Annotated in this window: 19 protein-coding genes and 1 pseudogene; 11 read left to right on the top strand and 9 right to left on the bottom strand. The window is 53.4% G+C overall.

Translation table 11 applies throughout. The annotated features are described in order from the left end of the window. Positions 1-26 precede the first annotated feature (26 nt). Entirely contained in the window at positions 27-1400 is a 1374-nt protein-coding gene (locus H7R56_RS10230) for an MFS transporter (RefSeq protein WP_106927712.1), read from the top strand. Positions 1401-1406: 6 nt separating this feature from the next. On the opposite strand, the gene H7R56_RS10225 is transcribed toward H7R56_RS10230, so the two are convergent. Next, a complete protein-coding gene (locus H7R56_RS10225; RefSeq protein WP_106927714.1) occupies positions 1407-2015 on the bottom strand; it encodes a helix-turn-helix transcriptional regulator in 609 nt (202 codons plus the stop codon). Between the two features lie 614 nt (positions 2016-2629). On the opposite strand from H7R56_RS10225, the gene pgaA reads away from it, so the two are divergent. The 4 genes from pgaA to pgaD are packed head-to-tail and all read left to right on the top strand — an operon-like array spanning position 2630 to position 8853. Next, positions 2630-5077, top strand: coding sequence for a poly-beta-1,6 N-acetyl-D-glucosamine export porin PgaA (gene pgaA, locus H7R56_RS10220; protein WP_106927716.1), 2448 nt, complete (start codon positions 2630-2632; stop codon positions 5075-5077). A gap of 8 nt (positions 5078-5085) precedes the next feature. Next, a complete protein-coding gene (gene pgaB, locus H7R56_RS10215) occupies positions 5086-7101 on the top strand; it encodes a poly-beta-1,6-N-acetyl-D-glucosamine N-deacetylase PgaB (RefSeq protein ID WP_181358015.1) in 2016 nt (671 codons plus the stop codon). After that, complete coding sequence (gene pgaC / locus H7R56_RS10210) at positions 7094-8425, top strand: poly-beta-1,6-N-acetyl-D-glucosamine synthase (RefSeq protein WP_106927720.1); 1332 nt, start codon at positions 7094-7096, stop codon at positions 8423-8425. The genes pgaB and pgaC overlap by 8 nt, the downstream gene beginning before the upstream one ends. Further along, entirely contained in the window at positions 8422-8853 is a 432-nt protein-coding gene (gene pgaD / locus H7R56_RS10205; protein ID WP_106927722.1) for a poly-beta-1,6-N-acetyl-D-glucosamine biosynthesis protein PgaD, read from the top strand. The genes pgaC and pgaD overlap by 4 nt, the downstream gene beginning before the upstream one ends. A 51-nt stretch (positions 8854-8904) precedes the next feature. Here the strand turns inward: pgaD and htpX are convergent, their stop codons facing one another. The 4 genes from htpX to H7R56_RS10185 all read right to left on the bottom strand — a co-directional run bounded on the left by htpX (position 8905) and on the right by H7R56_RS10185 (position 13339). Then, positions 8905-9789 carry a protease HtpX gene (gene htpX / locus H7R56_RS10200; protein WP_106927724.1) on the bottom strand — a complete coding sequence of 295 codons (885 nt, stop codon included), beginning with the start codon at positions 9787-9789 and terminating at the stop codon, positions 8905-8907. A 194-nt stretch (positions 9790-9983) separates the two neighbouring features. Beyond that, positions 9984-12032 carry a carboxy terminal-processing peptidase gene (gene prc, locus H7R56_RS10195; RefSeq protein ID WP_106927726.1) on the bottom strand — a complete coding sequence of 683 codons (2049 nt, stop codon included), beginning with the start codon at positions 12030-12032 and terminating at the stop codon, positions 9984-9986. A 19-nt stretch (positions 12033-12051) separates the two neighbouring features. Next, on the bottom strand, positions 12052-12744 hold the full coding sequence (proQ, locus tag H7R56_RS10190) for an RNA chaperone ProQ (protein WP_106927728.1): 693 nt from the start codon (positions 12742-12744) through the stop codon (positions 12052-12054). A gap of 97 nt (positions 12745-12841) precedes the next feature. Beyond that, positions 12842-13339 carry a GAF domain-containing protein gene (locus tag H7R56_RS10185; protein WP_106927730.1) on the bottom strand — a complete coding sequence of 166 codons (498 nt, stop codon included), beginning with the start codon at positions 13337-13339 and terminating at the stop codon, positions 12842-12844. Between the two features lie 143 nt (positions 13340-13482). On the opposite strand from H7R56_RS10185, the gene yebS reads away from it, so the two are divergent. From yebS to H7R56_RS10165, 4 genes are all read left to right on the top strand, one after another. Further along, complete coding sequence (gene yebS / locus H7R56_RS10180; RefSeq protein WP_106927732.1) at positions 13483-14766, top strand: membrane integrity lipid transport subunit YebS; 1284 nt, start codon at positions 13483-13485, stop codon at positions 14764-14766. Next, the gene (locus H7R56_RS10175) at positions 14735-17368 is read left to right on the top strand and encodes a PqiB family protein (RefSeq protein ID WP_182928652.1); all 2634 of its coding nucleotides are present in this window, start codon (positions 14735-14737) and stop codon (positions 17366-17368) included. The genes yebS and H7R56_RS10175 overlap by 32 nt, the downstream gene beginning before the upstream one ends. 84 nt (positions 17369-17452) lie before the next feature. After that, a complete protein-coding gene (gene rsmF / locus H7R56_RS10170) occupies positions 17453-18892 on the top strand; it encodes a 16S rRNA (cytosine(1407)-C(5))-methyltransferase RsmF (protein ID WP_106927911.1) in 1440 nt (479 codons plus the stop codon). Between the two features lie 112 nt (positions 18893-19004). Then, a complete protein-coding gene (locus tag H7R56_RS10165; RefSeq protein ID WP_106927736.1) occupies positions 19005-19244 on the top strand; it encodes a DUF1480 family protein in 240 nt (79 codons plus the stop codon). Positions 19245-19275: 31 nt separating this feature from the next. Here the strand turns inward: H7R56_RS10165 and lpxP are convergent, their stop codons facing one another. After that, entirely contained in the window at positions 19276-20211 is a 936-nt protein-coding gene (gene lpxP, locus H7R56_RS10160; RefSeq protein WP_106927738.1) for a kdo(2)-lipid IV(A) palmitoleoyltransferase, read from the bottom strand. A gap of 795 nt (positions 20212-21006) precedes the next feature. After that, positions 21007-21163: pseudogene (locus H7R56_RS27665) on the bottom strand (helix-turn-helix domain-containing protein); the annotation flags it as partial. A 600-nt stretch (positions 21164-21763) separates the two neighbouring features. Between H7R56_RS27665 and H7R56_RS10155 the strand changes: the two are divergent. Both H7R56_RS10155 and H7R56_RS10150 read left to right on the top strand, forming a co-directional pair. Next, positions 21764-22333 carry a hypothetical protein gene (locus H7R56_RS10155; RefSeq protein WP_182928651.1) on the top strand — a complete coding sequence of 190 codons (570 nt, stop codon included), beginning with the start codon at positions 21764-21766 and terminating at the stop codon, positions 22331-22333. 127 nt (positions 22334-22460) lie between these two features. Then, positions 22461-22820 carry a hypothetical protein gene (locus H7R56_RS10150; RefSeq protein ID WP_182928650.1) on the top strand — a complete coding sequence of 120 codons (360 nt, stop codon included), beginning with the start codon at positions 22461-22463 and terminating at the stop codon, positions 22818-22820. On the opposite strand, the gene H7R56_RS10145 is transcribed toward H7R56_RS10150, so the two are convergent. Together H7R56_RS10145 and H7R56_RS10140 are read right to left on the bottom strand one after the other, a co-directional pair. Next, positions 22794-23417, bottom strand: a complete 624-nt coding sequence (locus H7R56_RS10145; RefSeq protein ID WP_182928649.1) for a hypothetical protein — start codon at positions 23415-23417, stop codon at positions 22794-22796. The genes H7R56_RS10150 and H7R56_RS10145 overlap by 27 nt on opposite strands. A gap of 44 nt (positions 23418-23461) precedes the next feature. Then, positions 23462-24730, bottom strand: a complete 1269-nt coding sequence (locus H7R56_RS10140; protein WP_182928648.1) for a Y-family DNA polymerase — start codon at positions 24728-24730, stop codon at positions 23462-23464. Between the last annotated feature and the right edge of the window lies 1 nt (position 24731).

Below are 24731 nucleotides of genomic sequence, written 5' to 3'. Positions count from 1 at the left end.
TAATTTCATCATAAACAAATTCCCACATGACTAAAAACATGATTGATGGCCTGCCGTTGCCTCAGCGCTACGGTGCCATTTTGACGATTGTCATCGGCATTACGATGGCCGTTCTCGACGGAGCCATCGCCAACGTTGCGCTGCCGACCATCGCCAGCGACCTGAACGCGTCGCCCGCAGCGTCCATCTGGATCGTGAATGCCTATCAAATTGCTATCGTCATCTCCCTGCTGTCTCTTTCTTTTCTTGGCGATATGATTGGCTATCACCGTATCTATAAAGCAGGGCTGGTCGTTTTCACCCTCACCTCGCTGCTGTGCGCGTTCTCGCATTCGCTGGAAATGCTGACCCTCGCGCGTATCGCCCAGGGCTTTGGCGGCGCAGCGCTGATGAGCGTCAACACGGCATTAATTCGTCTGATTTACCCGCAGCGCCAGCTTGGGCGCGGGATGGGGATCAACTCATTTGTCGTGGCGGTATCCTCGGCGGCAGGCCCGACGATTGCCGCCGCAATTCTATCGCTGGCCTCCTGGCAGTGGCTGTTTCTGATTAACGTACCGCTCGGCATTATTGCCTGGCTGTTAGCCGTACGCTTCCTGCCATCAAATGCCAGCCACAGCGATAAACCGCGTTTCGATCTGCCGAGCGCAGTCATGAATGCACTGACCTTCGGCCTGTTGATTACCGCACTCAGTAGCTTTGCCCAGGGGCAGTCGACCACGCTGGTGCTGGCCGAAGTGGTCGCGCTGCTGGTCATTGGCTTCTTCTTCGTTCGCCGCCAGCTGCGCCTCCCGGTGCCGCTGCTGCCGGTTGATCTGCTGCGTATTCCGCTGTTTTCGCTGTCAATCTGCACATCGATATGTTCGTTCTGTGCGCAAATGCTGGCGCTGGTCTCCCTGCCGTTCTTTTTACAGACCGTTGTCGGGCGTAGCGAAGTGGAAACCGGTCTGCTGTTAACGCCATGGCCGCTGGCTACCATGGTAATGGCCCCGCTGGCGGGCTATCTGATTGAGCGGGTTCACGCGGGGCTGCTTGGGGCGTTAGGGATGGGGGTGATGGCCTGTGGGCTGTTTGCGCTGGCGCTGCTGCCCGCATCGCCGAGCGACCTCGATATCATCTGGCGTATGCTGCTGTGTGGCGCAGGCTTTGGTCTGTTCCAGTCGCCCAACAACCACACGATTATCGCTTCCGCGCCGCGCAACCGCAGCGGCGGCGCCAGCGGCATGCTGGGCACTGCTCGGCTGCTTGGTCAGAGCACCGGCGCCGCGCTGGTTGCACTGATGTTTAACCTCTTTGGCAACGGCGGCACCCACGTCTCTTTGCTGCTGGCAGGCGCGCTCGCGGTCATTGCTACGCTGTTCAGCGGCCTGCGCGTAACGCAGCCGCGCGCCCAAAGCTAACCCGCATTATCCAGACGATACCCGCCGCCGACCTAACAGGCCGGTATCGTCCACCGCCTCCAGCAGATTATTTTTGAAGATAAACAGGCAGGCCTCATTAAAGTTCTCCACGCCAAGACGCTCAGACAGTTCTGTTCGCTGACGATAAAGTCCCCGTGCCGACGTATTTAACGCATCGGCCACCTCCTCCATGGTTCTCCCGGCCATTAAAAGACGCAGCATGCGCTTTTCGCAAGCGCTGAGCGCCAGGTTCTCTAACCAGACCGGCGTCAAACGACGGCTTTTCATATTTAACAGCAGCGTAAACAGCGCGGCCGTATCCGTCGGCGCGAGTAGGCTGTGTAAAAATACCTTCATATTTAGCATCTCGGCTTCACGATAGCGCATATCCAGCATGATACAGGAGATCGGTTTTTTCGAGCGCATGGCATCAAGGATCAGATAGTCATAGCAGTGGAGCGGCGACCGGCTATCAATCAATACTGAATACTCATCGGCACCACCATCAAATACCTTACGGTCGATCGAATCTAACTGGATAATATCAGGAAACAACAGTTCAATGCCTCTGACGAGGTAGCTGTCTTGCGTGACGAGCAGTATAGATGTTGCCACAAATCATCCCTTATACATTAAAGCAGGAACATCCTTTCAGGAGAAAAGACAACCTCCATTGCATGGCTTATTATAATGGTGACAAACGCGGTTAATTTGATTCCCTCTCTCCGTCATATCAAGCACACACCACCTGCAGCACAGTAATGACGAGTCGTAATTATAATTAAAAAACAACCACAGAAAAGATGCCGATTATAAGATTAAGATTTTTTGTCATAAAACGTCCTAAATATTAGCGGATAAAATGTCTTTTTCTTCGACGAGACGCGCATGACACAACGACAAAAATTAATACTTAAAAACCAACAAAATAGATCATTATCAATAGTTTAAAAATAAAAAACATGCTGAGATAAATCATAAGATTGCAGCCATCTACAGATAAATCCTAAAATATAGCAGCCATTTGTCGTATATTTATCGCCAAACATATCAGGTGTATATTAGCGTTCACACGGCCCGATCACGAGGAAAATTCATTATTACCTAAAGGTAAGTTAGACACTGCAAAAGAACAATCGCGTCATCACCATTATTACCTTTCCCTGAATCAGGATTGAAAGGCAGCCACGTTTTGTCATGGACTCTGGATACAGCTATGGTAAATAGATATGGATAGTTCGTTTCAACACAATAAAGCGCACGGTTATCTCAACTCGGCATTATCGCTTTCAGTTAGCCTGATATTACTCATTCCGAATCTGGTTCACGGCGCTGAATCCATATATGAACAAAAGATTCAGCAGGCAGGTAACGGTAATTATCGGCCATTTCTTATTTACGTTCAGCGCTATCAGCAGCATCGCGCCTTAAATGCCGAGCAGGTGGCCGACTGGTTACAGGTTGCATTATGGGCCGGAGACGACCGGGACGTCATTCACCTCTGGCAGCGCTATCAGGTGTATATGCCGCTGCCAGCGCGCGGGCTTGCGGCCGCGGCGCAGGCCGCCCGAAACCTTCAGCAGTGGCAAACGGCACTATTGCTATGGCAGCAGGCGCTGACGCTGGCACCCAATAAGGATGACTACCGTATTGGTTACATCAAAACGCTGGCCGACGCCCGTCAGGATACCCTGGCGCTGGAAGCCGCGCGCGGTTTGCTCGCCGAAAGCCCTACCCCAGCGCATCGGCAAACGCTCGCCTATGTGTACCAACAGCAGGGAAAAGAGTGGGATCGACTGTTAAACGATACCCTCGCGCTCACCCAGAACTCCCGTGATAGCGCGTTGCTTAGCGAGTGGGTAACGGCATTAAGCCGCAACCGCGTTGATACGCCCGCGCAAAGACATGCTTCTGAAGCGAAGCTTTCGCCTGCCCAACAACGGCAATTGGATCTCAACGCGGTGGCTGAAATCGTGCGTCTTGCCGTGCTCCCTACGCGTACTGAGCGCGAGCGCTACCATCTGGCACAGCAGGCGCTCAGCCGCTACGAGGCGCTGCTAACACGCTGGAAAAATAATCCTGACGCGCAGATGGACATTCTACGTGCCCGTATCGACCGGCTTGGCGCACTCTACGCCAATGCCGATTACCCGGGAGTTACCCATGAATATCTTGCGCTGGCCGCCGCACATCAGGCCATCCCCGACTGGGCCATCGGCTGGGTCATTTCGGCCTATCTGGAACAACAAGATGTCGCCGCCGCCCAGACGCTTCTCGCCCGGTACCCCGGTTATGTCCCGGATGCGGAGGATGAGCAAAACGAACTGTTCTTCTCTTTACTGGATACTGGTCAATACCCTGCTGCGCGGCAATACGTGGACCGCGTCATGCAACATGCCCCTTGGGCTCGCTATAACCCCGGCGATCCCAGCGCGCAGCCTAATGACCTCTGGCTTATCGGCCAATCGCTCAACGTCCAGTATCTGACGGCAAGCAACACGCTGGCGCAGGCACAAACCCTTGCCCGGCAGTTGGCCGATTCCGCACCGGGGAATCAGGGTTTGCAGATTGATTACGCCACCGTATTGCAGGCCCGCGGCCAACCCAGAAGCGCCGAACGCAGGCTCAAAATGGCTGAAGCGCTGGAGCCGACCAATATTGCGCTGGAAAGCCAGCAGGCCTACATCGCCATGGATCTGCATGAGTGGCGACAGATGGATTTACTGACGGATGATGTTATCGCCCGTACGCCAAAAGATCGCAGCGCACAAAAGCTGGCGAGGATGCGCGATATTCAGCATTTTTCCGAGCTACGCGTTAACGCCACTAAAGGGCTGTATTCCGACAACCCGATCAGCGGCTCCCGCGATCTGTCCTGGGATGCCACGCTCTACGGCCCGCCCATGGCGGACAGCTGGCGGCCTTTTGCGGGCACCCGCTTTGCGCAAGGCCATTTTGATGAAGGTAACGGTTCCGCCCATCACCTGTTTGGCGGCCTGGAGTGGCGGCCACGCGATTTTAGGGGAGAAATCGAGCTCTCCAGCAACCACTTTCACGGAGGCAGCAAGCCCGGCGGACGTATTATCGGCGAGTATCGCCCGGTCGATAGCTGGCAGTTTGGCGGCGAACTGGAGCGTATCTCGCGCTCCACGCCGCTGCGGGCGCTGCGCAATGGCATCAGCGCTAATCGGGCTGCCGCTTCGGTACACTGGTATCAGAACGAGCAGCGCAACTATCGCCTCAGCGCCGCCTACAGTGATTTCTCTGACGGTAACCGTCGACAGGAATACAACATAACCGGCGAAGAGCGGATATGGCAGCGGCCTTCAATGACGCTCACCCTCGGGCCAGAAATATCCACCAGCACCAACAGCCGTGCAGACACGCTGTATTACAACCCTTCCAGGGATCTCGCTACGGCGGCTTCGCTGACCCTTGACCACGAGATGTATCGACATTACGACACGCTCTGGAGCCAACAAATCCTCGCTGGCGGCGGCGTTTACTGGCAGAAGCAACAATCCCCTGGCGCTATCACTCTCCTCGGCTACGGGCAGCGTATCCAGTGGAATAACGTTCTCGATACCGGGCTGATGCTCAATTGGGATAAACGTCCTTACGATGGCAAACGGGAAAGCAATCTCGCCGTCACCTTTGATGCAACTTTACGGTTTTAAGGATGAATATGCTGAATATACGTCTCCGTATCAGCCTGGTAGCCCTCGGCTGGCTATGCCTGAGCGCAGCCGTCTGCGCTCAAGCGGTACCGTTTATCGCCCCACAGGATCGCTCCCCGCTGGCTGCCAGCCAGCCGTGGCCGAAAAATCATTTTCTGGTGCTGGGTTATCACGACGTTGAAGATGATGTTGCCGATCAGCGTTATCTGGCCGTTCGCACCAGCGCGCTCAATGAACAGATAAGCTGGCTGCTGCACAACGGTTATCACGCCGTCAGCGTGCAGGATATTATCGATGCGCACGCATCGCGCAAGACATTGCCGCCGAAGGCTTTCTTACTGAGCTTCGATGATGGATACAGCAGCTTTTACACCCGCGTCTGGCCTCTGCTGAAGGCATGGAACGTCCCCGCACTATGGGCACCTGTCGGTAGCTGGGTGGATACGCACGCCGGGCAGAAGGTCAATTTCGGCGGGTTGATGACGCCGCGCGATCGCTTCGCCACCTGGCAGATGGTGCAAGAAGTGAGCCGTTCATCATTGGTTGAAGTGGGGGCGCATACCTGGGCCTCACATTACGGTCTTCCGGCTAACCCGCAGGGAAGCCTGGAACCGGCGATTGCCAATCGGTTTTACGATCGGAAAAGCGGCCGCTATGAAACCGACCAACAATTTACCCAGCGCATTAGCGAGGACGTGCGCAAAGTGACCGAGAAAATCAGCTCGGTGACGGGAAAAGCGCCGCGTGCCTGGGTTTGGCCTTACGGCGAAGCCAACGGCGTCACGCTGGCAATAGCTAAAAAACAGGGGTATCAACTGGCCTTTACGCTGGCCGACGGCCTTGGCGATGCACGCAATATCGACAACATTCCGCGCATGCTGATTTCAGGAAACCCCTCGCTGAAAGCCTTTGCCAGCATGGTTACGCAGGCGCAGGAACCGGAGGTGGTGCGAGTGATGCACGTCGACCTCGACTATCTCTACGACCCGGATATTGCCCAGCAAACCCGGAATATCGACAGGCTGGTGCAGCGGGTCTACGACATGAAAATCAGCCACGTTTTTTTACAGGCGTTTTCCGATCCGCAGGGCGATGGCAACGTGAAAGCGCTCTATTTCCCGAATCGCTGGCTCCCCGTGCGGGCCGATCTGTTTAACTTCGTCTCCTGGCAGCTTCAGACTCGTGGCAGGGTTAAGGTGTTCGCCTGGATGCCGGTGCTGGCCTTCAACCTCGCGCCCCACCTTCCCCGCGTACAGCGCTGGGATCCGCAGAGCGGTCGCACGCTGACGGCCACTGAGCCTTATATCAGGCTGTCACCGTGGAACACGCAGGCGCGCCGCCAGATAACGGATCTCTACGAAGACCTGGCCCGCTACGCTCCGTTCAACGGCATTCTGTTCCACGATGATGCGGTGTTAAGTGATTTTGAGGATGCCGGACCGGAAGCCCTCAGCGCATGGCGACAAACCGGTTCAACCACCGCTATCGCGGAGATGGCGCACAGCCCCGCCGCACAAGAAGCGTGGACCCGTTTCAAAAGTCAGGCGCTCACCGCCTTCACGCTTCAGTTAAGCCAGGCCACGCAGCGCATTCGCGGTCCACAGATACAGACCGCGCGTAATATTTTTGCCCTACCGTTGCTTGAACCGAAAAGCGAAACCTGGTTTGCCCAGAATCTTGACGATTTTCTTGCCGCCTATGACTGGACGGTACCCATGGCCATGCCGCTGATGGAGTCAATTTCGCCCGCACAAAGCCATGCCTGGCTGTCGCAGTTGGTACGCACGGTGGCAGCACGCCCTGGCGCGCTGAACAAAACCATTTTCGAACTGCAGGCCAAAGACTGGAACCAACGACAGCAAAACGCCGTTCCTGACGCCCTACTGGTGAAGTGGATGCAGGTGCTTCAGCTCAACGGCGTGAAAAACTATGGCTATTACCCCGACGATTTCATTAATAACCAGCCCGATATTTCTCATATTCGGCCCGCGTTCTCTTCGTACTGGTACCCAAACAATGACTGATCGCCTTATTGCTTTTTGTATTTTAGGACTGGTATTGGGTCTGCCGCTGGGCGTCGCGGCCATTTTTACCGGTGAACTGATTCTCGATTTCGTCTTCTTCTGGCCGCTGTTTATGTCCGTACTGTGGGTGACCGGCGGCCTTTACTTCTGGTTCCAGCTCGAACGTCACTGGCCGTGGCGTGATGAAATGCCGCCGCCCGAACTCAGCGGCGAGCCGCTGATATCTATTCTGATTCCCTGTTTTAACGAAGGGAAAAATGCGCGAGAAACCATCGCCGCCGCGCTGGCGCAGCGGTATCGGCACCTTGAGGTGATCGCCATCAACGACGGTTCATCGGATAACACCGCCGAGGTGCTTGAGCAGCTTGCGCACGAGCAGCCGCACCTGCGGGTCATTCATCTGGCAGAAAATCAGGGTAAGGCCGTGGCGCTAAAAGCCGGTGCAGCGGCGGCCAGAGGCGATCTGCTGGTGTGTATCGACGGCGATGCGCTGCTCGACCGCGATACGGCGGCCTATCTGGTCGCCCCGCTGATTCAGTATCCGCACGTTGGCGCGGTCACCGGCAATCCGCGAATTCGCACGCGATCTACGCTGATTGGCCGCATTCAGGTTGGCGAGTTTTCCTCCATTATCGGTCTTATCAAGCGAACGCAGCGCATATATGGCCGGGTATTTACCGTATCCGGCGTCATTGCGGCTTTCCGCCGACAGGCGCTGGCCGACGTCGGCTACTGGAGCCCCGATATGATCACCGAGGACATCGATATCAGCTGGAAACTACAGCTACGCCATTGGGACATTTTTTTTGAACCACGCGCGTTGTGCTGGATCCTGATGCCCGAAACGCTAAAAGGACTTTGGAAGCAGCGGCTACGCTGGGCGCAGGGCGGCGCAGAGGTTTTCTGGGTCAACCTGCGCAAGTTATTTTGTTGGGAACACCACCGCATGTGGCCGCTATTTGCAGAATACACGCTCTCTACGCTGTGGGCTTTCGCCTACGCGGTGACGGTGCTGCTGTTTGTGCTCAGCTACCTCGCGCCGCTTCCGGAAAATCTGGCCGTCAAAAGCCTGTTTCCACCGGAGTTCACCGGACTGCTGCTGGGGGTGATGTGTCTGCTGCAGTTCGCCGTCAGCCTGTTTATCGAACGTCGCTATGAAAAACAGGTTGCAACCTCCCTGTTCTGGGTTATCTGGTTTCCGATGGTGTACTGGATGATAGGCATGCTCACCACTGTCGTCGCGTTCCCCAAAGTCATGCTGAAACGCCAGCGCGCCCGTGCACGCTGGGTGAGTCCCGATCGTGGAAAAGGAAGAATGTCATGAGCGAGCATTGCGTTATCTTAACCGAACACCGCCTGCTGCCCCGCTGCTTTGATGCAGTATTAACGTTGATCGCCTGGTGTGGCTTTCTGTTTTTCCTTTATGTCAATCTGGTGATGAAGCTGACGGAAAGCAGCGGTCAGCGCTGGGATACCGCCATCGAAGCATTCAATACGCTGCTGGTGTACCTGCTGATTGCCGTCGCCAACGGCTGGCTATTGATTATCTGGTATCAGTACAACCGCCGACGAACGCATGCCCGACGTCATGCTCGCCTGGCGTCGCTGGAGAATGACGAACTTGCCAGGAGCTTTAATATTGCGCCGCAGATGATTTCGGAGCTGAGCCAGTACAACCTGCTTACGGTCTATCACGATAACATCGGCCGGATTATTGATTTAAAGGCAGAGCCGCCGCAAAACCGCGGCTAAAAAAAAGCCAGCCCGTGACTGACGGGCTGGCTTCATTTTCGGCAACGCCGATTACTTCATGTATTCGCCGCTGCGCAGCGCTTCAATACGTTTATCCAGCGGCGGGTGAGTCATGAACATTTCGCTCAGCGACTTCGACTTACCGTTGATGCAGAATGCCATCATGCTGCTGGCCTCCTGCGGCTCATAGCTTGTTTTCAGGCGCTGCAGCGCCGCGATCATTTTCTCACGGCCAACCAGCTTCGCCGAACCGGCATCTGCGTGGAATTCACGATAGCGCGAGAACCACATGGTGATAATGCTTGCCAGAATACCGAACACCAGCTCCAGCACCGTTGCCACCGCGAAGTAAATCAGCGGGTTGCCGTTACTGCTCTCTTCGCCGTCGTCGCGGTTACCGCCGAGGAAACCGGCTGCAATCTGCGCAATCACGCGGGAGATAAAGATAACAAAGGTGTTCACGATACCCTGAATCAACGTCATGGTAACCATATCACCATTAGCGATGTGGCTGATTTCATGCGCGATAACCGCCTCAGCTTCGTCACGGCTCATGTTCTGCAACAGGCCGGTGCTCACGGCGACCAGCGATGCATCACGGCGCGCGCCGGTGGCAAAGGCGTTAATATCCGGCGCATGGTAAAGCGCAACCTGCGGCATAGCGATACCCACCTGCTGCGCCTGGCGGGCAACGGTTTCCATCAGCCAGCGTTCCTGCTCATTACGCGGCTGTTCAATGACCTCGCCGCCCACCGACTTCAGCGCCATCCACTTAGACATCATCAACGACACAATGGAACCGCCAAAACCAAATAGCAGCGCCATAATCAGCAGACCGGTCATGCTGCTCGACTGAATTCCCGTCAGGCTTAGCACCAGCCCAAATACGACCATCACCGCCAGGTTGGTCATCAGGAAGAGCGCGATTCGCATCATAATTTACTTTTAACCTCTTTTTAACAAAACGCACTATGCGATTACCCATATCGTATGGGTAATCCGGGAATTTTCAACGATTACGTGAGGCTAAGTCACGAGAAAGACACAACTTTACATTTTGTAGCATCGTTGTTTACGAGAAGCTGCGGGAGATAAAAAAACAGGCACAATTGCTTGTGCCTGTTGGGGGGTTACTTGCTTGCCGCCGGCTGTTCAGCGGAGGTCGCCTTCTCCAGCTTCGACAGGTCAATAGCGATATTGACTGTCTCATCCAGATACGGATCCGGCTCTTTATAATCCTTCGGCAGATCGTCAAGTTTCTTGATTGGCGGTTTGCCTTCACGCTTGTAGCGATCGTTTACGCGCGCCAGTCGCGTCGCATCATCTTCCTCGTTCTCTTTGTTACGCTGTGCGTAGTTGAGAGAAACGATGCTGCGCTTGTCCTTCAGCGCATTGAAATGTGCGATATCTTTCGCGATGTACTGGAACTCAGGATCTTTGGCAATACGATCGGCATGCAGCTTCAGCAGCTGCGGCTCGAACGGTGCCATATCGCCCGACTTCACGTAGGTGGCTGCGTTAATGCTGTCCCACGGCAGCGCGTTATCCTCGAACTTCTCGCCGGTTTCGGTCTCTTCGGTACCGGTCGGCATCATGATGTCCGGGGTGACGCCTTTACGCTGCGTACTGCCGCCGTTAATGCGGTAGAACTTCTGAATGGTGTACTGGACGGAGCCCAATGCCGGCCATTCAGGGCGCAGCATCTGATCGTAGATACGGTTCAGCGAACGATACTGCTGCACGGTGCCTTTACCGAAGGTCGGTTCGCCGACGATCAGCGCGCGGCCGTAGTCCTGCATCGCCGCAGCGAAGATTTCCGACGCCGAGGCGCTGAAGCGGTCAACCAGCACCACTAGCGGGCCTTTGTAGTAAACGACGCCGTCGTTGTCGCTATCTTCGCGCACCTTACCGTTATTATCGCGCACCTGCACCACGGGGCCGGACGGAATAAACAGACCGGAAAGCGAAACCGCTTCGGTCAGCGCACCGCCGCCGTTGCTACGCAGATCGATAATAATGCTGCTGACGTTCTGTTTTTCCAGCTTCTGCAGCTGTACCTTGACGTCTTCGGTCAGGCCAACGTAGAAGCCAGGAATATCCAGAACCCCCACTTTCTCGTTGCCGGTACCTTTGATCGTCATTTTCACCGCGCGGTCTTCCAGACGGATGCGCTCGCGGGTCAGCGTCACAATACGCGTTTTAGAGCCTTTACCGGCCGGCAGGATCTCCAGGCGCACCTTGCTGCCCTTCGGCCCTTTAATCAGCGCGACCACATCATCAAGACGCCAGCCGATGACATCTACCATCCCTTTACCCGACTGGCCCACGCCGACGATGCGATCGCCTACGCTAATGGCCTTGCTTTTCGCCGCCGGGCCGCCAGCCACCATGGAGTTAATCACGGTGTAATCGTCGTCCATTTGCAGCACCGCGCCAATCCCTTCAAGAGACAGGCTCATCTCGGTATTGAACTGTTCGGTGTTGCGCGGTGAAAGGTAGTTGGTGTGCGGGTCGATCTCGCGGGCGAACGACGTCATCGCCAATGAGAACACGTCTTCGCTGTTGGTTTGCGCCAGGCGACGGATCGCGAACTTATAGCGTCGCGCGAGGGTGTCGTGAATTTCTTTGTCGTCTTTACCGGCGAGCTTGAGGCTCAGCTGGTCGTACTTCACTTTACTGTCCCACAGGGCGTTCAGCTCAGCCTGATCCTTCGGCCACGGCGCTTTGCTGCGATCGAGGTTGAAGGTGTCATTACCGGTGAAGTCCATCGGACGATCGAGCACCTTCAGCGCATATTCATAGCGCTCAAAGCGGCGTTTTTGCGCCAGATTGTAAAGATCGTAGAAGACGTCAAGTTTGCCTGAACGAAGTTCGTCGCCAATCTGACCCTTTTTCGCCGCAAACTGCGCCACGTCGCTGGCCAGCAGCACGTTGTGGCTGTAGTCCAGCAGGTTCAGATAGCGGTCAAAAATTTTAGCCGAAAAGGCCTGGTCGAGATCGAACTGGCGGTAGTGGGAACGGGTAAAGCGCGATGTCACGCGCTCGCTTACCGTGGCGTGCTGAGTCTCTTCCTTAAGAACAGGAAGCTGATCAACACGGGTAATATCTTCTACCGCTACGGCCTGGCCTGTTATTAATAACAGGCCAGCAAGCGCGGAGAGCCTAAAAAATTTGTTCATGCCTGGCCCGGCCTCCGTTTCAGAACACCAGGTGTTCTGCGCGTACAATCATTGACATACCAGAAGTAAGCTGAACGCGAACGCCATCCTTGGTAATTTCCAGGATCGTTGCATCCATAGCGTTATTGCCCGCTTTAACTTTCAGGGATTGACCGACCGTCAGCGCAGACAGATCGGATACCGGCGTCAGTTTTTCTTCACGCACTTCGCGAGCCGGTTTAGCAGCCGGTTTTGCAGCAGCAGCGCGCGGCTTGCGCTCGGCCCCTTCTTTACGGCGTACCGGAGGACGCGGTTTACGCTCACGACGTGGCGCATCACCCTGCTCGCCCGCCGCAGCGGCTGCTTCGCGTTTTTTCGCCTGCTGTTCAGCGCGCTGCGCCTGAACGCGAGCTTTGGCTTCTTCAAGCTGTTGACGTGCGTGTGCAACGTGCTGCTCGTCCAGCTCACCGCATGGGTTGCCGTCGAGATCGACGCGAACGGCACCGGCTTTGATACCGTAAAGGTAGCGCCAGCTTGAAGTATAAAGACGTAATGCGGAACGCAGTTGGGTTTTGCTGAGGTTCATTTCCCCTTCAACACGCTCGACGAGATCCTGAAAAATACCGACTTTCAGAGGACGAGCTTCACCTTCCGCGCTAAAGCACTGCGGAAAACGTTCGGCTAAAAATGCGATAACTTCTTTACTGCTATTCAACTTAGGTTGATTTTCCATGAAATTTCCTGATTACAACGGACGTAGCCAACAAGCCGCAGGCATGAACAGGCGACATTATAATGACGCCATCCGTAAATGCTACGTTATCCGTTGATTATCCTGCGACGGGTGCAAAGAATTTTTGATAATCGGTGGCTTCAAGCACTTTTTGCAGGTGGCCGACCAGTTCACATAAGCCCTGTTCATCCTCTTCGCTAAAGCGCGAGAACGCGGTGCTATCAATATCCAGCACGCCAATCACCTGATTGTTTACCTGCAGCGGTAACACGATTTCGGCGTTGCTGGCCGCATCACAGGCAATGTGCCCATCAAAAGCATGAACATCTGCAATACGCTGAACGCGATTTTCCGCCACCGCGGTGCCGCAAACGCCGCGCCCAACCGGGATTCGCACGCAGGCAATTTTGCCCTGGAACGGCCCGAGAACCAGCGTATCGCCTTCCAGCAGATAGAAACCGGCCCAGTTTACGTCGGACAGACGCTCATACAGCAGCGCGCTGGTGTTAGAGATTACCGCTAAGAAACTTGTTTCACCTGCCATTAATGCCTGAAAATCACGGTTAAGGTCCGCGTAAAATTCTGTTTTGCTCATTATTCAATCACTGTTGTTTACGATGTTACTGGTTCGTTACCCATTCTCTGGCCTGATAAAATACGCATTAAGTGCGTTCGGGCTCAAGATGAATCCATACTTAGGTTAAGATAGAGTTATACATTCATTTATCAATGTAATAAATGGCACTGAAAATATCATCTATAACGCCGACAAAGAAAATACGCATTCACGCGGTGAGCGAACCACTACCGTGGGCACATTACCAACGTTGCCCGCAGTGCGATATGCTTTTTCGGTTACCGGTCGTAAAATCATCGCAATGTGCCTACTGCCCACGCTGTAACGCCAAAGTGCGCGACGGCCGCGATTGGTCGTTAACGCGCCTGGGCGCCATGGCGATTACCATGCTGCTGCTGATGCCCTTCGCCTGGAGCGAACCCCTGCTGCGTCTGCACCTGCTCGGGGTGCGCATTGACGCCAACCTGCTACACGGCATCTGGCAGATGACCGACAGCGGCGACCCGGTCACGGCGGCAATGGTCTTTTTCTGTACCGTCGCCGCCCCGGCGGTGCTGGTTGTCGCTATCGCCTATCTCTGGCTGGGTAATATTCTAGGGATGAATCTGCGTCCTGTCCTGTTGATGCTGGATAAACTCAAAGAGTGGGTGATGCTCGACATCTACCTGGTCGGCATCGCCGTCGCCTCAATTAAAGTTCAGGACTACGCTTTTTTACAACCGGGTGTTGGCCTGCTGGCCTATATTTCGCTGGTCATACTCAGCATCCTGACGCTCATTCACCTTAACGTCGAACAGCTGTGGGAACGCTTCTACCCGCAGCGCCCCGCCACCCGGCCGGACACGTCGCTTCAGGTATGTCTGAACTGCCACTACACGGGCTATCGCGACGCGCGCGGGCGTTGTAGCCGCTGCCACACCCCGCTTTATCATCGCGGTAAGCAGAGTTTACAAAAAAGCTGGGCGGCGCTGGTCGCGTCAATCGTGTTCCTGATTCCGGCGAACCTGCTGCCGATATCGATTATTTATGTCAACGGCGGCCGCCAGGAAGACACCATTCTCTCCGGGATTATGTCGCTGGCTAACAGCAACGTTGCCGTGGCCGCAGTGGTCTTTTTTGCCAGTATCCTGGTGCCGTTCACCAAAGTTATCGTGATGCTGACGCTACTGCTCAGTATCCGGTTTAAATGCGAACAGGGGCTGCGCACGCGTATCCTGCTGCTGCGCTTTGTGACCTGGATTGGCCGCTGGTCAATGCTCGATCTGTTTGTCATTTCATTAACCATGTCGCTCATCAATCGCGATCAGCTTCTCGCCTTCACGATGGGCCCCGCTGCGTTTTATTTTGGCGCTGCGGTAATATTAACTATCCTTGCTGTTGAATGGCTGGACAGCCGCTTACTTTGGGACGCACATGAGTCAGGAAACGCCCGCTTCACAGACTGAAGCGCGAATTAAAACAAAACGTCGCATTTCACCGTTCTGGTTACTGCCGGTTATCGCGCTGATAATTGCCGGCTGGCTTATCTGGAATAGCTACGAGGATCGCGGGACGACCATTACCATCGACTTTATGTCGGCGGATGGTATCGTCCCCGGGCGCACGCCTGTGCGCTTCCAGGGCGTAGAAGTGGGGACGGTACAGGACATCCGCCTGGCAAAAGACCGCAGCAAAATTGAAGTGCGCGCCAGCATCAAAAGCGACATGGAAGACGCGCTGCGCACGGATACGCAGTTCTGGCTGGTCACACCAAAAGCCTCTCTGGCCGGCGTTTCCGGCCTTGATGCTCTGGTTGGCGGTAACTATATCGGAATGATGCCCGGTAAAGGTGAGCCCAGCGATCGCTTTACCGCACTAGATACGCAGCCGAAATACCGTCTGAATAACGGCGAGCTGATGATTCACCTGCATGCGCCGGATCTCGGTTCGCTGAGCAGCGGGTCGCTGGTGTATTTCCGCAAGATTCCGGTTGGCCGCGTGTACGACTACACCATTAACCCAAATAACCAGGGCGTGACGATCGACGTGCTCATTGAGCGTCGCTTCACTAACCTAGTGAAAAAAGGCAGCCGCTTCTGGAACGTCTCCGGCGTGAAGGCCGACGTAGGCCTCAGCGGCGCGAAAGTGCAGCTGGAAAGCCTGGCGGCGCTGGTTAACGGCGCCATTGCCTTCGACTCGCCGGCAGACTCCCAGGCCGCTGCGCAAAACGACGAATTTGGTCTGTATGAAGACCTCGCCCATAGCCAGCGCGGGGTGCTGATTCAGCTCCAACTGCCAAACGGCGATGGGCTGAAAGCCGGTTCGACCCCGATGCTGTATCAAGGACTGGAGGTCGGCCAGCTCACCAAAATGACCTTAAATCCTGACAGCTCGGTGACCGGTGAAATGACCGTCGATCCAAGCGTGGTGTCGCTGCTGCGCGAAAGAACGCGCATCGAACTGCACCAGCCGAAGCTGTCGCTGGAAAACACCAACCTCAGCCAACTGCTGACCGGCAGTACCTTTGAGCTGGTACCGGGCGAAGGCGCGCCAAAAAACAGCTTTACCGTACTGGCGGCGGATAAAACCCTGTTGCAGCAGCCCGGGGTAATGACGCTAACCCTCACGGCACCGGAGAGCTACGGTATTGAAGCCGGGCAGCCGATTATGCTGCACGGCGTGCGTATAGGTCAGGTGATGGAGCGCACGCTAAGCGCAAAAGGGATCGCCTTCGCCATCGCTATTGACCCGCAGTACCGCGACCTGCTGCACGGCGACAGCAAATTCGTCGTCAACAGCAAGATGGACGTCAAGGTTGGGATTGATGGCGTTGAGTTCCTTGGTGCCAGCGCTAATGAATGGTTAAGCGGCGGCATTCGTATTCTGCCCGGAGAAAAAGGGCCGATGAAGGACAGCTATCCGCTGTACGCCAATCTGGAGAAAGCGCAGGAGAATAACCTGAGCGACTACCCGACCACGACCCTGATGCTTACCGCCGAGACGCTGCCGGATATTCAGACCGGATCGGTGGTGCTGTACCGTAAGTTTGAGGTCGGTGAAGTCACCTCGGTACAGCCGCGTGCCAACGCCTTTGATATCGCCGTGCACATCAAACCGGAATACCGTTCCTTGTTGACCCCAAGTAGCGTCTTCTGGGCAGAAGGCGGCGCGAAGGTACAGCTCAACGGCAGCGGGCTAACGGTACAAGCATCGCCGCTATCGCGTGCGCTGAAGGGGGCTGTGAGCTTTGACAACATCAGCGAAGCCAATAATGGCACCCGCAAAGGTGATAAACGCGTGCTGTTCCCGTCAGAAACGGCCGCCCGCGCCGTCGGTGGTCAAATTACGCTGCACGCTTTCGACGCGGACAAACTGTCCGCCGGTATGCCAATCCGCTACCTCGGTATCGATATCGGCCAGGTGCAGAGCCTGGCGCTTAACGCCTCTCGCAACGAGGTGCAGGCCAGCGCCGTGCTGTACCCAGAGTACGTCAACACCTTTGCTCGCCGCGGCACGCGCTTCTCGGTGATCACCCCCCAGATCTCCGCGGCAGGCGTCGAGCACCTGGACACGCTGCTACAGCCGTACGTCAACGTTGAACCGGGGCACGGCGAGCTGCGTCGTGACTTCGAGCTGCAGGAAGCCACCATCGCCGACTCCCGCTACCTGAACGGGCTGAACGTCGTGGTGGAGGCGCCAGAAGCCGGCTCGCTGAGCATCGGCACGCCGGTGTTGTTCCGCGGTATCGAAGTGGGCACGATTACCGGCCTGCACCTCGGCAGCCTGTCTGACCGGGTCATGGTCGAGCTGCGCATCGGCCAGCGCTACCAGCATCTGGTGCGCAACAACTCGGTGTTCTGGCTGGCATCAGGCTACAGCCTTGACTTTGGCCTGATTGGCGGCGTGGTGAAAACCGGCACCTTCAACCAGTTCATTCGCGGCGGTATCGCCTTCGCCACGCCGCCGGGGACGCCGCTGGCGCCGAAAGCGCAGAAAGGTAAACACTTCCTGCTGCTGGAATCTGAACCCAAAGAGTGGCGCGATTGGGGCACCGCCCTGCCGCGTTAACATCCAGCCTCACGCGCCGGTGTCCCGTCACCGGCGCGTTTTATGCTAGACTGCGCGCTCGTTATCTCCTTGTGGTATCCGCCAGTGGCTCAAAACTCTGTCTATTTTCCTGATGAATTCCTTGCGCAGATGCGCGAGGCCATGCCCGCACATCTCTCTTTTGAGGATTTTCTTGCTGCCTGCCAGCGCCCGCTGCGCCGTAGCATTCGCATCAACACGCTGAAAATCACGGTGGATGATTTTCTGGCGCTGGTCGCCCCCTATGGGTGGCAGCTGACGCCGGTGCCCTGGTGTGCGGAAGGTTTCTGGATTGAACGCGAAGAGGAAGACGCCCTGCCGTTGGGTAGCACCGCCGAACACTTAAGCGGGCTGTTTTACATTCAGGAAGCCAGCTCAATGCTGCCGGTGGCCGCGCTGTTTGCCGAAGGCGAGCGCCCCGAGCGGGTAATGGACGTTGCCGCGGCCCCAGGCTCTAAAACCACGCAAATTGCCGCGCGGATGGGCAATCGCGGTATGCTGCTGGCCAATGAGTTTTCCGCCAGCCGCGTGAAAGTGCTGCATGCCAACATCAGCCGCTGCGGCATCAGTAATACCGCCCTGACCCACTTCGACGGCCGCGTATTTGGCGCCGCGCTGCCGGAATGCTTCGACGCCATTCTGTTAGATGCCCCCTGTTCCGGCGAAGGCGTAGTGCGTAAAGATGCGGACGCACTGAAAAACTGGTCGCTGGCGAGCAATCAGGCGATAGCCGATACGCAGCGTGAACTGATCGACAGTGCCTTCCATGCACTGCGCCCCGGCGGCACGCTGGTCTATTCAACCTGTACGCTAAACCGCGACGAGAACGAATCGGTGGTAGCCTGGCTGCTGGCGCGCTATCCACAGGCGGTAGAGATAGCGCCACTGGGCACGCTATTCCCTGGCGCGGAACAGGCGCTGACGCCAGAAGGTTTTCTGCACGTCTTCCCGCAAATTTATGACTGTGAAGGCTTCTTCGTCGCCCGTTTGCGTAAAACCGCCGCCATCGATCCCCTACCGGCTCCGGGCTATAAAGTGGGTAAATTCCCGTTTGCGCCCATGAAAAGCCGCGAGTCCGCGGCGGTTGCCGACGCTGCGCGTAAGGTCGGTATTGAATGGGACGATACGCTGACGCTGTGGCAGCGCGACAAAGAGATATGGCTATTCCCGGGTGAGATTGCGCCTCTGCTGGGAAAAGTTCGTTTTTCCCGTATCGGGCTTAAGCTTGCCGAAACGCACAATAAAGGTTTCCGCTGGCAGCATGAAGCGGTTATCGCGCTGGCAAACACCCGAAAGTTAGGGCATGAGCTGACGCTGGAAGAAGCGGAAGAATGGTATCGTGGCCGCGATGTATACCCGCAGCAGTCGCCCGCCACGGACGATGTGATTGTCACTTTCCAGGGATTCCCGCTGGGCCTGGCCAAACGCATCGGCTCACGGCTGAAAAACAGTTATCCCCGTGAATTAGTTCGTGACGGCAAGCTTTTTGCCAACAGGTCGGAGTAGCGCACAAAAAAAGCGCACCTTTTGACTGGCAGAATTCTCCGCGTTGACTACGCTGAAAAGGTACGGCCTAACTGGTCGTACCACAACGGTCAGCAGATTAACGGAGAGCATTATGAGTAAAACCAGCGTACGCATCGGCGCATTCGAAATTGATGATGCCGTGATGCACGCCGATCAGCACGGCGAGCGAACGTTAAGCATTCCTTGCAAGTCCGATCCTGATTTATGCATGCAGTTAGATGCCTGGGACGCTGATATCAGCATCCCGGCCCTTCTTGATGGCGAACATTCCGTTCTCTATCGTCAACGCTACGATCGACCGTCCGACGCCTGGGTTATGCGGCTTGTCTAACCCAAAAGGAACCCGCCCAAAGGCGGGTTATTTATTTCGCGTGCGGTACGGCTTTGTACAGTGACGCCTCTCCGCGCGGCCGGGTTTTGAACCGGCGATGCACCCACAGATACTGCTCCGGCGCACGTAGGATTTCGCGTTCAATAATTTTGTTCATATAGCACGCAGCGGAGATCTCATCACCGCACGGATAATCCGTCATGGCTTCGCTAATATGCAGCGTGTAGCCACGCTGACACGGCTTGCGCACCATGGTCACGGTCAGCATCGCCGCGCCGGAAAGGCGCGACAGCACGTTGGTACCGTTGGTCGTCGCCGCTTCGTTTACCGAGAAAAACGGCGCAAAGACGCTGCCTTTCGGACCGTAGTCCTGATCCGGCGCAAACCAGACGGCCTCACCGGCCTTCAGCGCCTGCACCAGACCACGCAGGTTACGGCGATCGATCATCGCTTTGTTCGAACGCAGGCGACCGGTGGTTTGCACCCATTCCATCAGCGGGTCATTATGCGGACGGTAAGTTGCCATCATTGGACGGCACAGCCCCATCGCACGACCGCCGAGCTCCAGTGACATAAAGTGCACGCCCACCACCATAACGCCGCGCTGCTCTTTCAGCGCGTCCATCAGGTTGGCATAACCTTCAACGTCAAACCATTTCTTAACGCGGGCATCGCTCCAGAACCAGGCCATACCGGTTTCGATAAGCCCCATTCCCAGTGACATAAAGTTTTGTTCAATCAGCTTTTCCCGCTGTGCGGCATCCATATTCGGGAAGCAAAGCTCAATATTGCGCGCGGCAATTTGCTCACGGCGCTTTAAAAAACGTCGTGACGCTTTACCAAGAGAAGTGCCAAGCAGGTGTAAGAGTGGGTACGGCAACTGCACCACCAGCCATAAAGAGGCCAGAGCGAACCACTTCAACCCGTTACGGGGATGAAGTAAAGCGGTATCAAATTTTTTGGACATCATTGTTTCCAGCAACGTAATGCAAGGGTAACGCGTAAGGAAAAAAACGAGTCCGTTCATTTGTCTTTATGCGGTACGTATAATCGTTGGACAGTGCTACGTTCGACAAATTCACTGCCCAGACGTTTATTTACAAAACGGTGGTCAACAGAGGTATGGCGCGGTGTGGCAGGCTGTGGCTCAACTCGCCGCAAAGCATGCGCCTTTTTTAGCAAAAAAAATAGAGATTTTAATTCACAATAGAAAATAAACTTTTTAACGCGACAAATAATATTATTAGCGACATATCTATTTTTCGGAAAAATATGAGTTCTTAGCATTTTGTATTTCGTCTGCGACTATTGTCACTTTATAAAAAGAAAAAAAAGTCGCTAAATTGTACAAAAGTGCTTGGATGGGAGCGAGAATCTGTTTACATTGGGTTAACAAGCTAACGGATTCCCGCGGAGCTTGTCCTGCTGAGTGCATACGGCAGATAAAAAGAGACCGAATACGATTCCTGTTGTCTAGTCAATCCACAAAATTACACAAAAATCAAATGCTTACATCAAAACGAAGACTAAAAACACTTATCATTACAGCTTAATCCAACCTTTTCATATCAAACGGTTACTATGAAGTTCGGGATCGCGACGAGTGAAATTAGAGGGAGTTCGCCTCTAAAAATTAGCGCAAGACGAATCCCCATCCCCCCCGCCTTTCAGCACATATTCTGCTCACCCAAGTGCATTCCCCTGCGACAAAAAGCGAATTAACGCCGTCTGGCATGCCCCCTAATACAAAAGGTTCGTTTACATTCGCAGGGAATTTTTTATAGAGAGTAGATATCCCAGCATCGAAAATGAGCGCCACCTGCTTTCTGTCCATCCCCCCCTATCAACCTCCCCATCTGCGACCATTCATCCTTGCTGAACTTAGGCCGCCGACCACCAACTCGACCTTCTGCACTAGCAGTCGTCTGGGCAGGACTGCCCATAGCAGCGCTGCTGTTATTGCTGAGCGTAACTAATATCAGAATAAAATCTGCTGGCCGTTGGTTAGCAGATTTCTTAAGTCGCAATGTTCTCTTCTGGTACCAAGCGGACAGCCTCCTGGATCTGAAGGTCCCCTTTAAGCGAGGAGCGGACGTTCGCAGTTGTTCTCAAAATCGATGGAGAAATTGCTAACCTGACCGCGTGTTGACCAACGCGGAACAGGCCAGGTCTGCTACGAGCGAGGAGCAAAAGTTCGCTTTCGGGTAACCTAATCCGCATACCAGAGGAGCTCTAAAAGAGAATGGGGCGTTTAAGCGGGATACTTACAGTTCCATGGTGGCGTGTTCATACTCAAATCTCCTGCAATGTGGGAGATTTGAGTATGGTTGTCCCTCATAAAGGAAAAGTAGAAATCAACAACTACGAAATGGCTAGCTAAGATTTGATTATTCAGATGTTGCTAGTGTAGTAATATTTAATTAATCTGGATGGGTTGCGACATTCGCTCACAGCCTAACTTCCGCTGTAGTCCTCATGACATGCAACGGATAACTTTCATTTTTAAAATGGGTAAAGAAATGACAAATACGGACCAAGAAGCTTTAAAAAAACTATCTGAAGAATATCATTTAAAATATAAAAAACATCTAACTCCTGATCTCGACATGACGTCATTAGTATTAAAATCCCACCTTTTCATGGAAGAGATTTTGTACGAAATTGTCTTGCTTCACTGCAAGTCTCCAGAGGCTTTAAATGGTATTCAATTCTCATTTCATCATAAACTAAAATTGGCTGAAGCACTTTACGGAGTTCATATGTACAAGGTGGAATTTCCTAGGAAAATTTGGCCTGTACTTGATGCGCTAAACAAACTCAGAAATGAGTTAGCTCACAGAATAGACAGCCCTAAACTTGAAAGTAAAATTGTTAACTTCTTAAGGTTATCAGAAGAAAACCTGATGAAAGATAAATCATTACAGCCTTTGGATGAAATATTGCATAACTCCAAACTTTTAATTGAAAGGATGTTGACTGTATCATGGTACATACTTGGAAATCTTGGCTTCATGCATGGTGTGATATATCTAAACACACCTGAGAAGTTTTTAGAACAACTATGGCCAAAGTTAAATACAAAAAAATAATAAATTTTCACATCTATAATTTTGAATAAATATTCAAAAGGAAAATTTCAGAATCGAAATGTGTAGAAGAGTCGATTTATACATATAGATCACGCCACAATAATAATGATTAACTGATTGATTTGTAATGTTATATTTTTTGAATGTTTTTCGCTTACTTGTCGTTGTTAAGTCCGCCCCTGGCACTGAGCAGATATTATCGATGGTAAGCGTTCCCGTCATGGGGGGAGGGGTAAAACTTCTCGTACCGACCAAAGAAATTCGACAAGCCAGTCTGTTAAGACTGGTTTGTCTTCTTTATGTCGTAAGGAAACGATATTTCCTGATGAATATTCCCAATTCTATTGCTATTGCTATTGCTATTGCTATTGCTAATGCTATTGCTATTGCTATTGCTATTGCTATTGCTATTATTGAAATAGAAATACTGTGCATTTCACAGCGCTCACTGCCTGCTATATTAATGCTTTTTTATTCTATATCTTGAGCCATCAACCTTAAGCATTTTTCCATTTAATCCCTGGATTTTCTTATCGCTTGGGTAAGCATTAAACATATAAAATGAAATTAAAAAACAGATAGTTGAAAACAAAACCATTAACGGAACTGGTATCAGTCCAAATAAATAATCACGATGTAGTTTCATAGGTGCTAATCCATACAAAAAGTATACAAACCCTGCACACCTGGCTATTTTTCTTTTAATCTTATAGGCTTTATTTATTTCAAAATAAAAGTGATTTCCGTTATATTTTAACTGCCTAGATAAGACTGTTACCTTTCTATTTGATAGTTTTAAATCACATCTATTTTGAATGTAAATTAACTTATTTCGAATATCTTCATCTGAAACCACAACAAGCTGAGACATAATCCTTTTCCTCAGGAGTTTTGATATTAGATTTTTATCTTCTACATCCAAATGTTCGCCATATTCTTTATAAAATTCCCGAAGTTTAATTATCCTACCATTTTTTATTGCTTGATATAGATATTGGATAAACTTTAATACAACTGTGATAACGGGTATTGCGGAAAGAATAGTTTTCCATAAATCCTCCTTCAATATCATTTCTGTTAACATGTTTGATCCTTTGCCTAACCAGAAAATTCAAGAATAAAAGTGACTTAACGCACTTGCACGATATCAGAATAGCGTGTTGTATAACGTGGTGACAACATCTCCCTCTTCATTTTCCACTGCTGCTGAACCCCCTGCCCGGCAAAATACAGCGTTCCTCGACCATCCTTCGCATTGAGGTGATCCAGCACCTCCATCAGCTTATTGCTCCCAGCTCGTGGTGCGTTATCATCAAACAGATTTAACTGCGCTACCCCCTGACTGAAGAAGTCACCCAGCATCACTCCTGCTTTCTGGAAGCGGTGACCGTCGCGCCAGATTTTGTCTAAACAGCGAGTGGCCGCATTGATGATGTCCCTGCCGTCCTGTGTTGGCGTCAGTAATTTAACCGAGGCGCTATTGCCATAATACTGCTCGTTAAGGGCAAATGGTGACGTTTTCACGAAAGCGGATATGAACCGGCAGTACTGATGCTCGCTACGCAATTTCTCCGCAGCGCGCGCCGCATAGCTACAAATTGCCTGCCTCATCTGTTCGTACTCTGTGACGCGTTCACCAAACGAGCGGGAGCAGACGATCTCCTGTTTTGCTGGGGCAAATTCCTCAAGTTCGAGGCAAGGCTCACCTCGCAACTCGCGTACCGTTCTCTCCAATACCACGTTGAAATGTTTGCGGATTGTCCAGGTGCTTTGCTCTGAAAGCTCCAGGGCGTTTTTGATACCCATTGCATTGAGCTTTTTACTGATGCGCCTACCGACGCCCCAGACATCTTCAACGGGCACCAACGCAAGCAAACGGCGCTGCCGCTCGACGTTCGACAAGTCAACGACACCGCCAGTCTGTCTCTGCCACTTTTTGGCGGCGTGATTCGCCAGCTTGGCCAGCGTTTTTGTCTGCGCTATTCCGACCCCCACGGTCAGGTGCGTGCGTTGCAATACGGTCGCGCGGATCTCTTTGCCAAATGCCGTCAGATCACGGCAGTTACGCACGCCGGTAATATCGCAGAATGCCTCGTCGATACTGTAAATTTCGACGCGGGGACTCAGCTCCTCAAGCGTCGTCATCACCCGATGAGACATGTCAGCATAGAGCTCGTAGTTGCTGCTGAAGCAGACCACGCCAGCGCGCCGGAACAGGTCCTTTTGCTTGAAGTACGGTTCCCCCATGGTGATGCCGGCAGCCTTTGCCTCTGCTGACCTGGCGATCACACAGCCGTCGTTATTTGAGAGAACGACCACCGGCCGCCCTTTTAAATCTGGCCTGAATACCGTCTCACAAGAAGCGTAGAACGAATTCACATCACAGAGCGCGAACATA

It is taken from the genome of Klebsiella sp. WP3-W18-ESBL-02, from assembly GCF_014168815.1.
Taxonomy (GTDB): Bacteria; Pseudomonadota; Gammaproteobacteria; order Enterobacterales; family Enterobacteriaceae; genus Kluyvera; species Kluyvera ascorbata_B.
Note: the sequence above shows the minus strand (reverse complement) of the source record. Positions and strands in the feature narration are given on the sequence as shown.

Bases quoted from the DNA above. Each gene is read 5' to 3' on its own strand.
- pgaA (WP_106927716.1), top strand. From the start codon at position 2,630: ATGGATAGTTCGTTTCAACACAATAAAGCGCACGGTTATCTCAACTCG.
- H7R56_RS10150 (WP_182928650.1), top strand. From the start codon at position 22,461: ATGTTATATTTTTTGAATGTTTTTCGCTTACTTGTCGTTGTTAAGTCC.
- pgaD (WP_106927722.1), top strand. From the start codon at position 8,422: ATGAGCGAGCATTGCGTTATCTTAACCGAACACCGCCTGCTGCCCCGC.
- proQ (WP_106927728.1), bottom strand. From the start codon at position 12,744: ATGGAAAATCAACCTAAGTTGAATAGCAGTAAAGAAGTTATCGCATTT.
- pgaB (WP_181358015.1), top strand. From the start codon at position 5,086: ATGCTGAATATACGTCTCCGTATCAGCCTGGTAGCCCTCGGCTGGCTA.
- H7R56_RS10165 (WP_106927736.1), top strand. From the start codon at position 19,005: ATGAGTAAAACCAGCGTACGCATCGGCGCATTCGAAATTGATGATGCC.
- H7R56_RS10185 (WP_106927730.1), bottom strand. From the start codon at position 13,339: ATGAGCAAAACAGAATTTTACGCGGACCTTAACCGTGATTTTCAGGCA.
- H7R56_RS10230 (WP_106927712.1), top strand. From the start codon at position 27: ATGACTAAAAACATGATTGATGGCCTGCCGTTGCCTCAGCGCTACGGT.
- H7R56_RS10145 (WP_182928649.1), bottom strand. From the start codon at position 23,417: ATGTTAACAGAAATGATATTGAAGGAGGATTTATGGAAAACTATTCTT.
- prc (WP_106927726.1), bottom strand. From the start codon at position 12,032: ATGAACAAATTTTTTAGGCTCTCCGCGCTTGCTGGCCTGTTATTAATA.
- H7R56_RS10155 (WP_182928651.1), top strand. From the start codon at position 21,764: ATGACAAATACGGACCAAGAAGCTTTAAAAAAACTATCTGAAGAATAT.
- H7R56_RS10140 (WP_182928648.1), bottom strand. From the start codon at position 24,730: ATGTTCGCGCTCTGTGATGTGAATTCGTTCTACGCTTCTTGTGAGACG.
- htpX (WP_106927724.1), bottom strand. From the start codon at position 9,789: ATGATGCGAATCGCGCTCTTCCTGATGACCAACCTGGCGGTGATGGTC.
- lpxP (WP_106927738.1), bottom strand. From the start codon at position 20,211: ATGTCCAAAAAATTTGATACCGCTTTACTTCATCCCCGTAACGGGTTG.
- yebS (WP_106927732.1), top strand. From the start codon at position 13,483: ATGGCACTGAAAATATCATCTATAACGCCGACAAAGAAAATACGCATT.
- pgaC (WP_106927720.1), top strand. From the start codon at position 7,094: ATGACTGATCGCCTTATTGCTTTTTGTATTTTAGGACTGGTATTGGGT.
- H7R56_RS10175 (WP_182928652.1), top strand. From the start codon at position 14,735: ATGAGTCAGGAAACGCCCGCTTCACAGACTGAAGCGCGAATTAAAACA.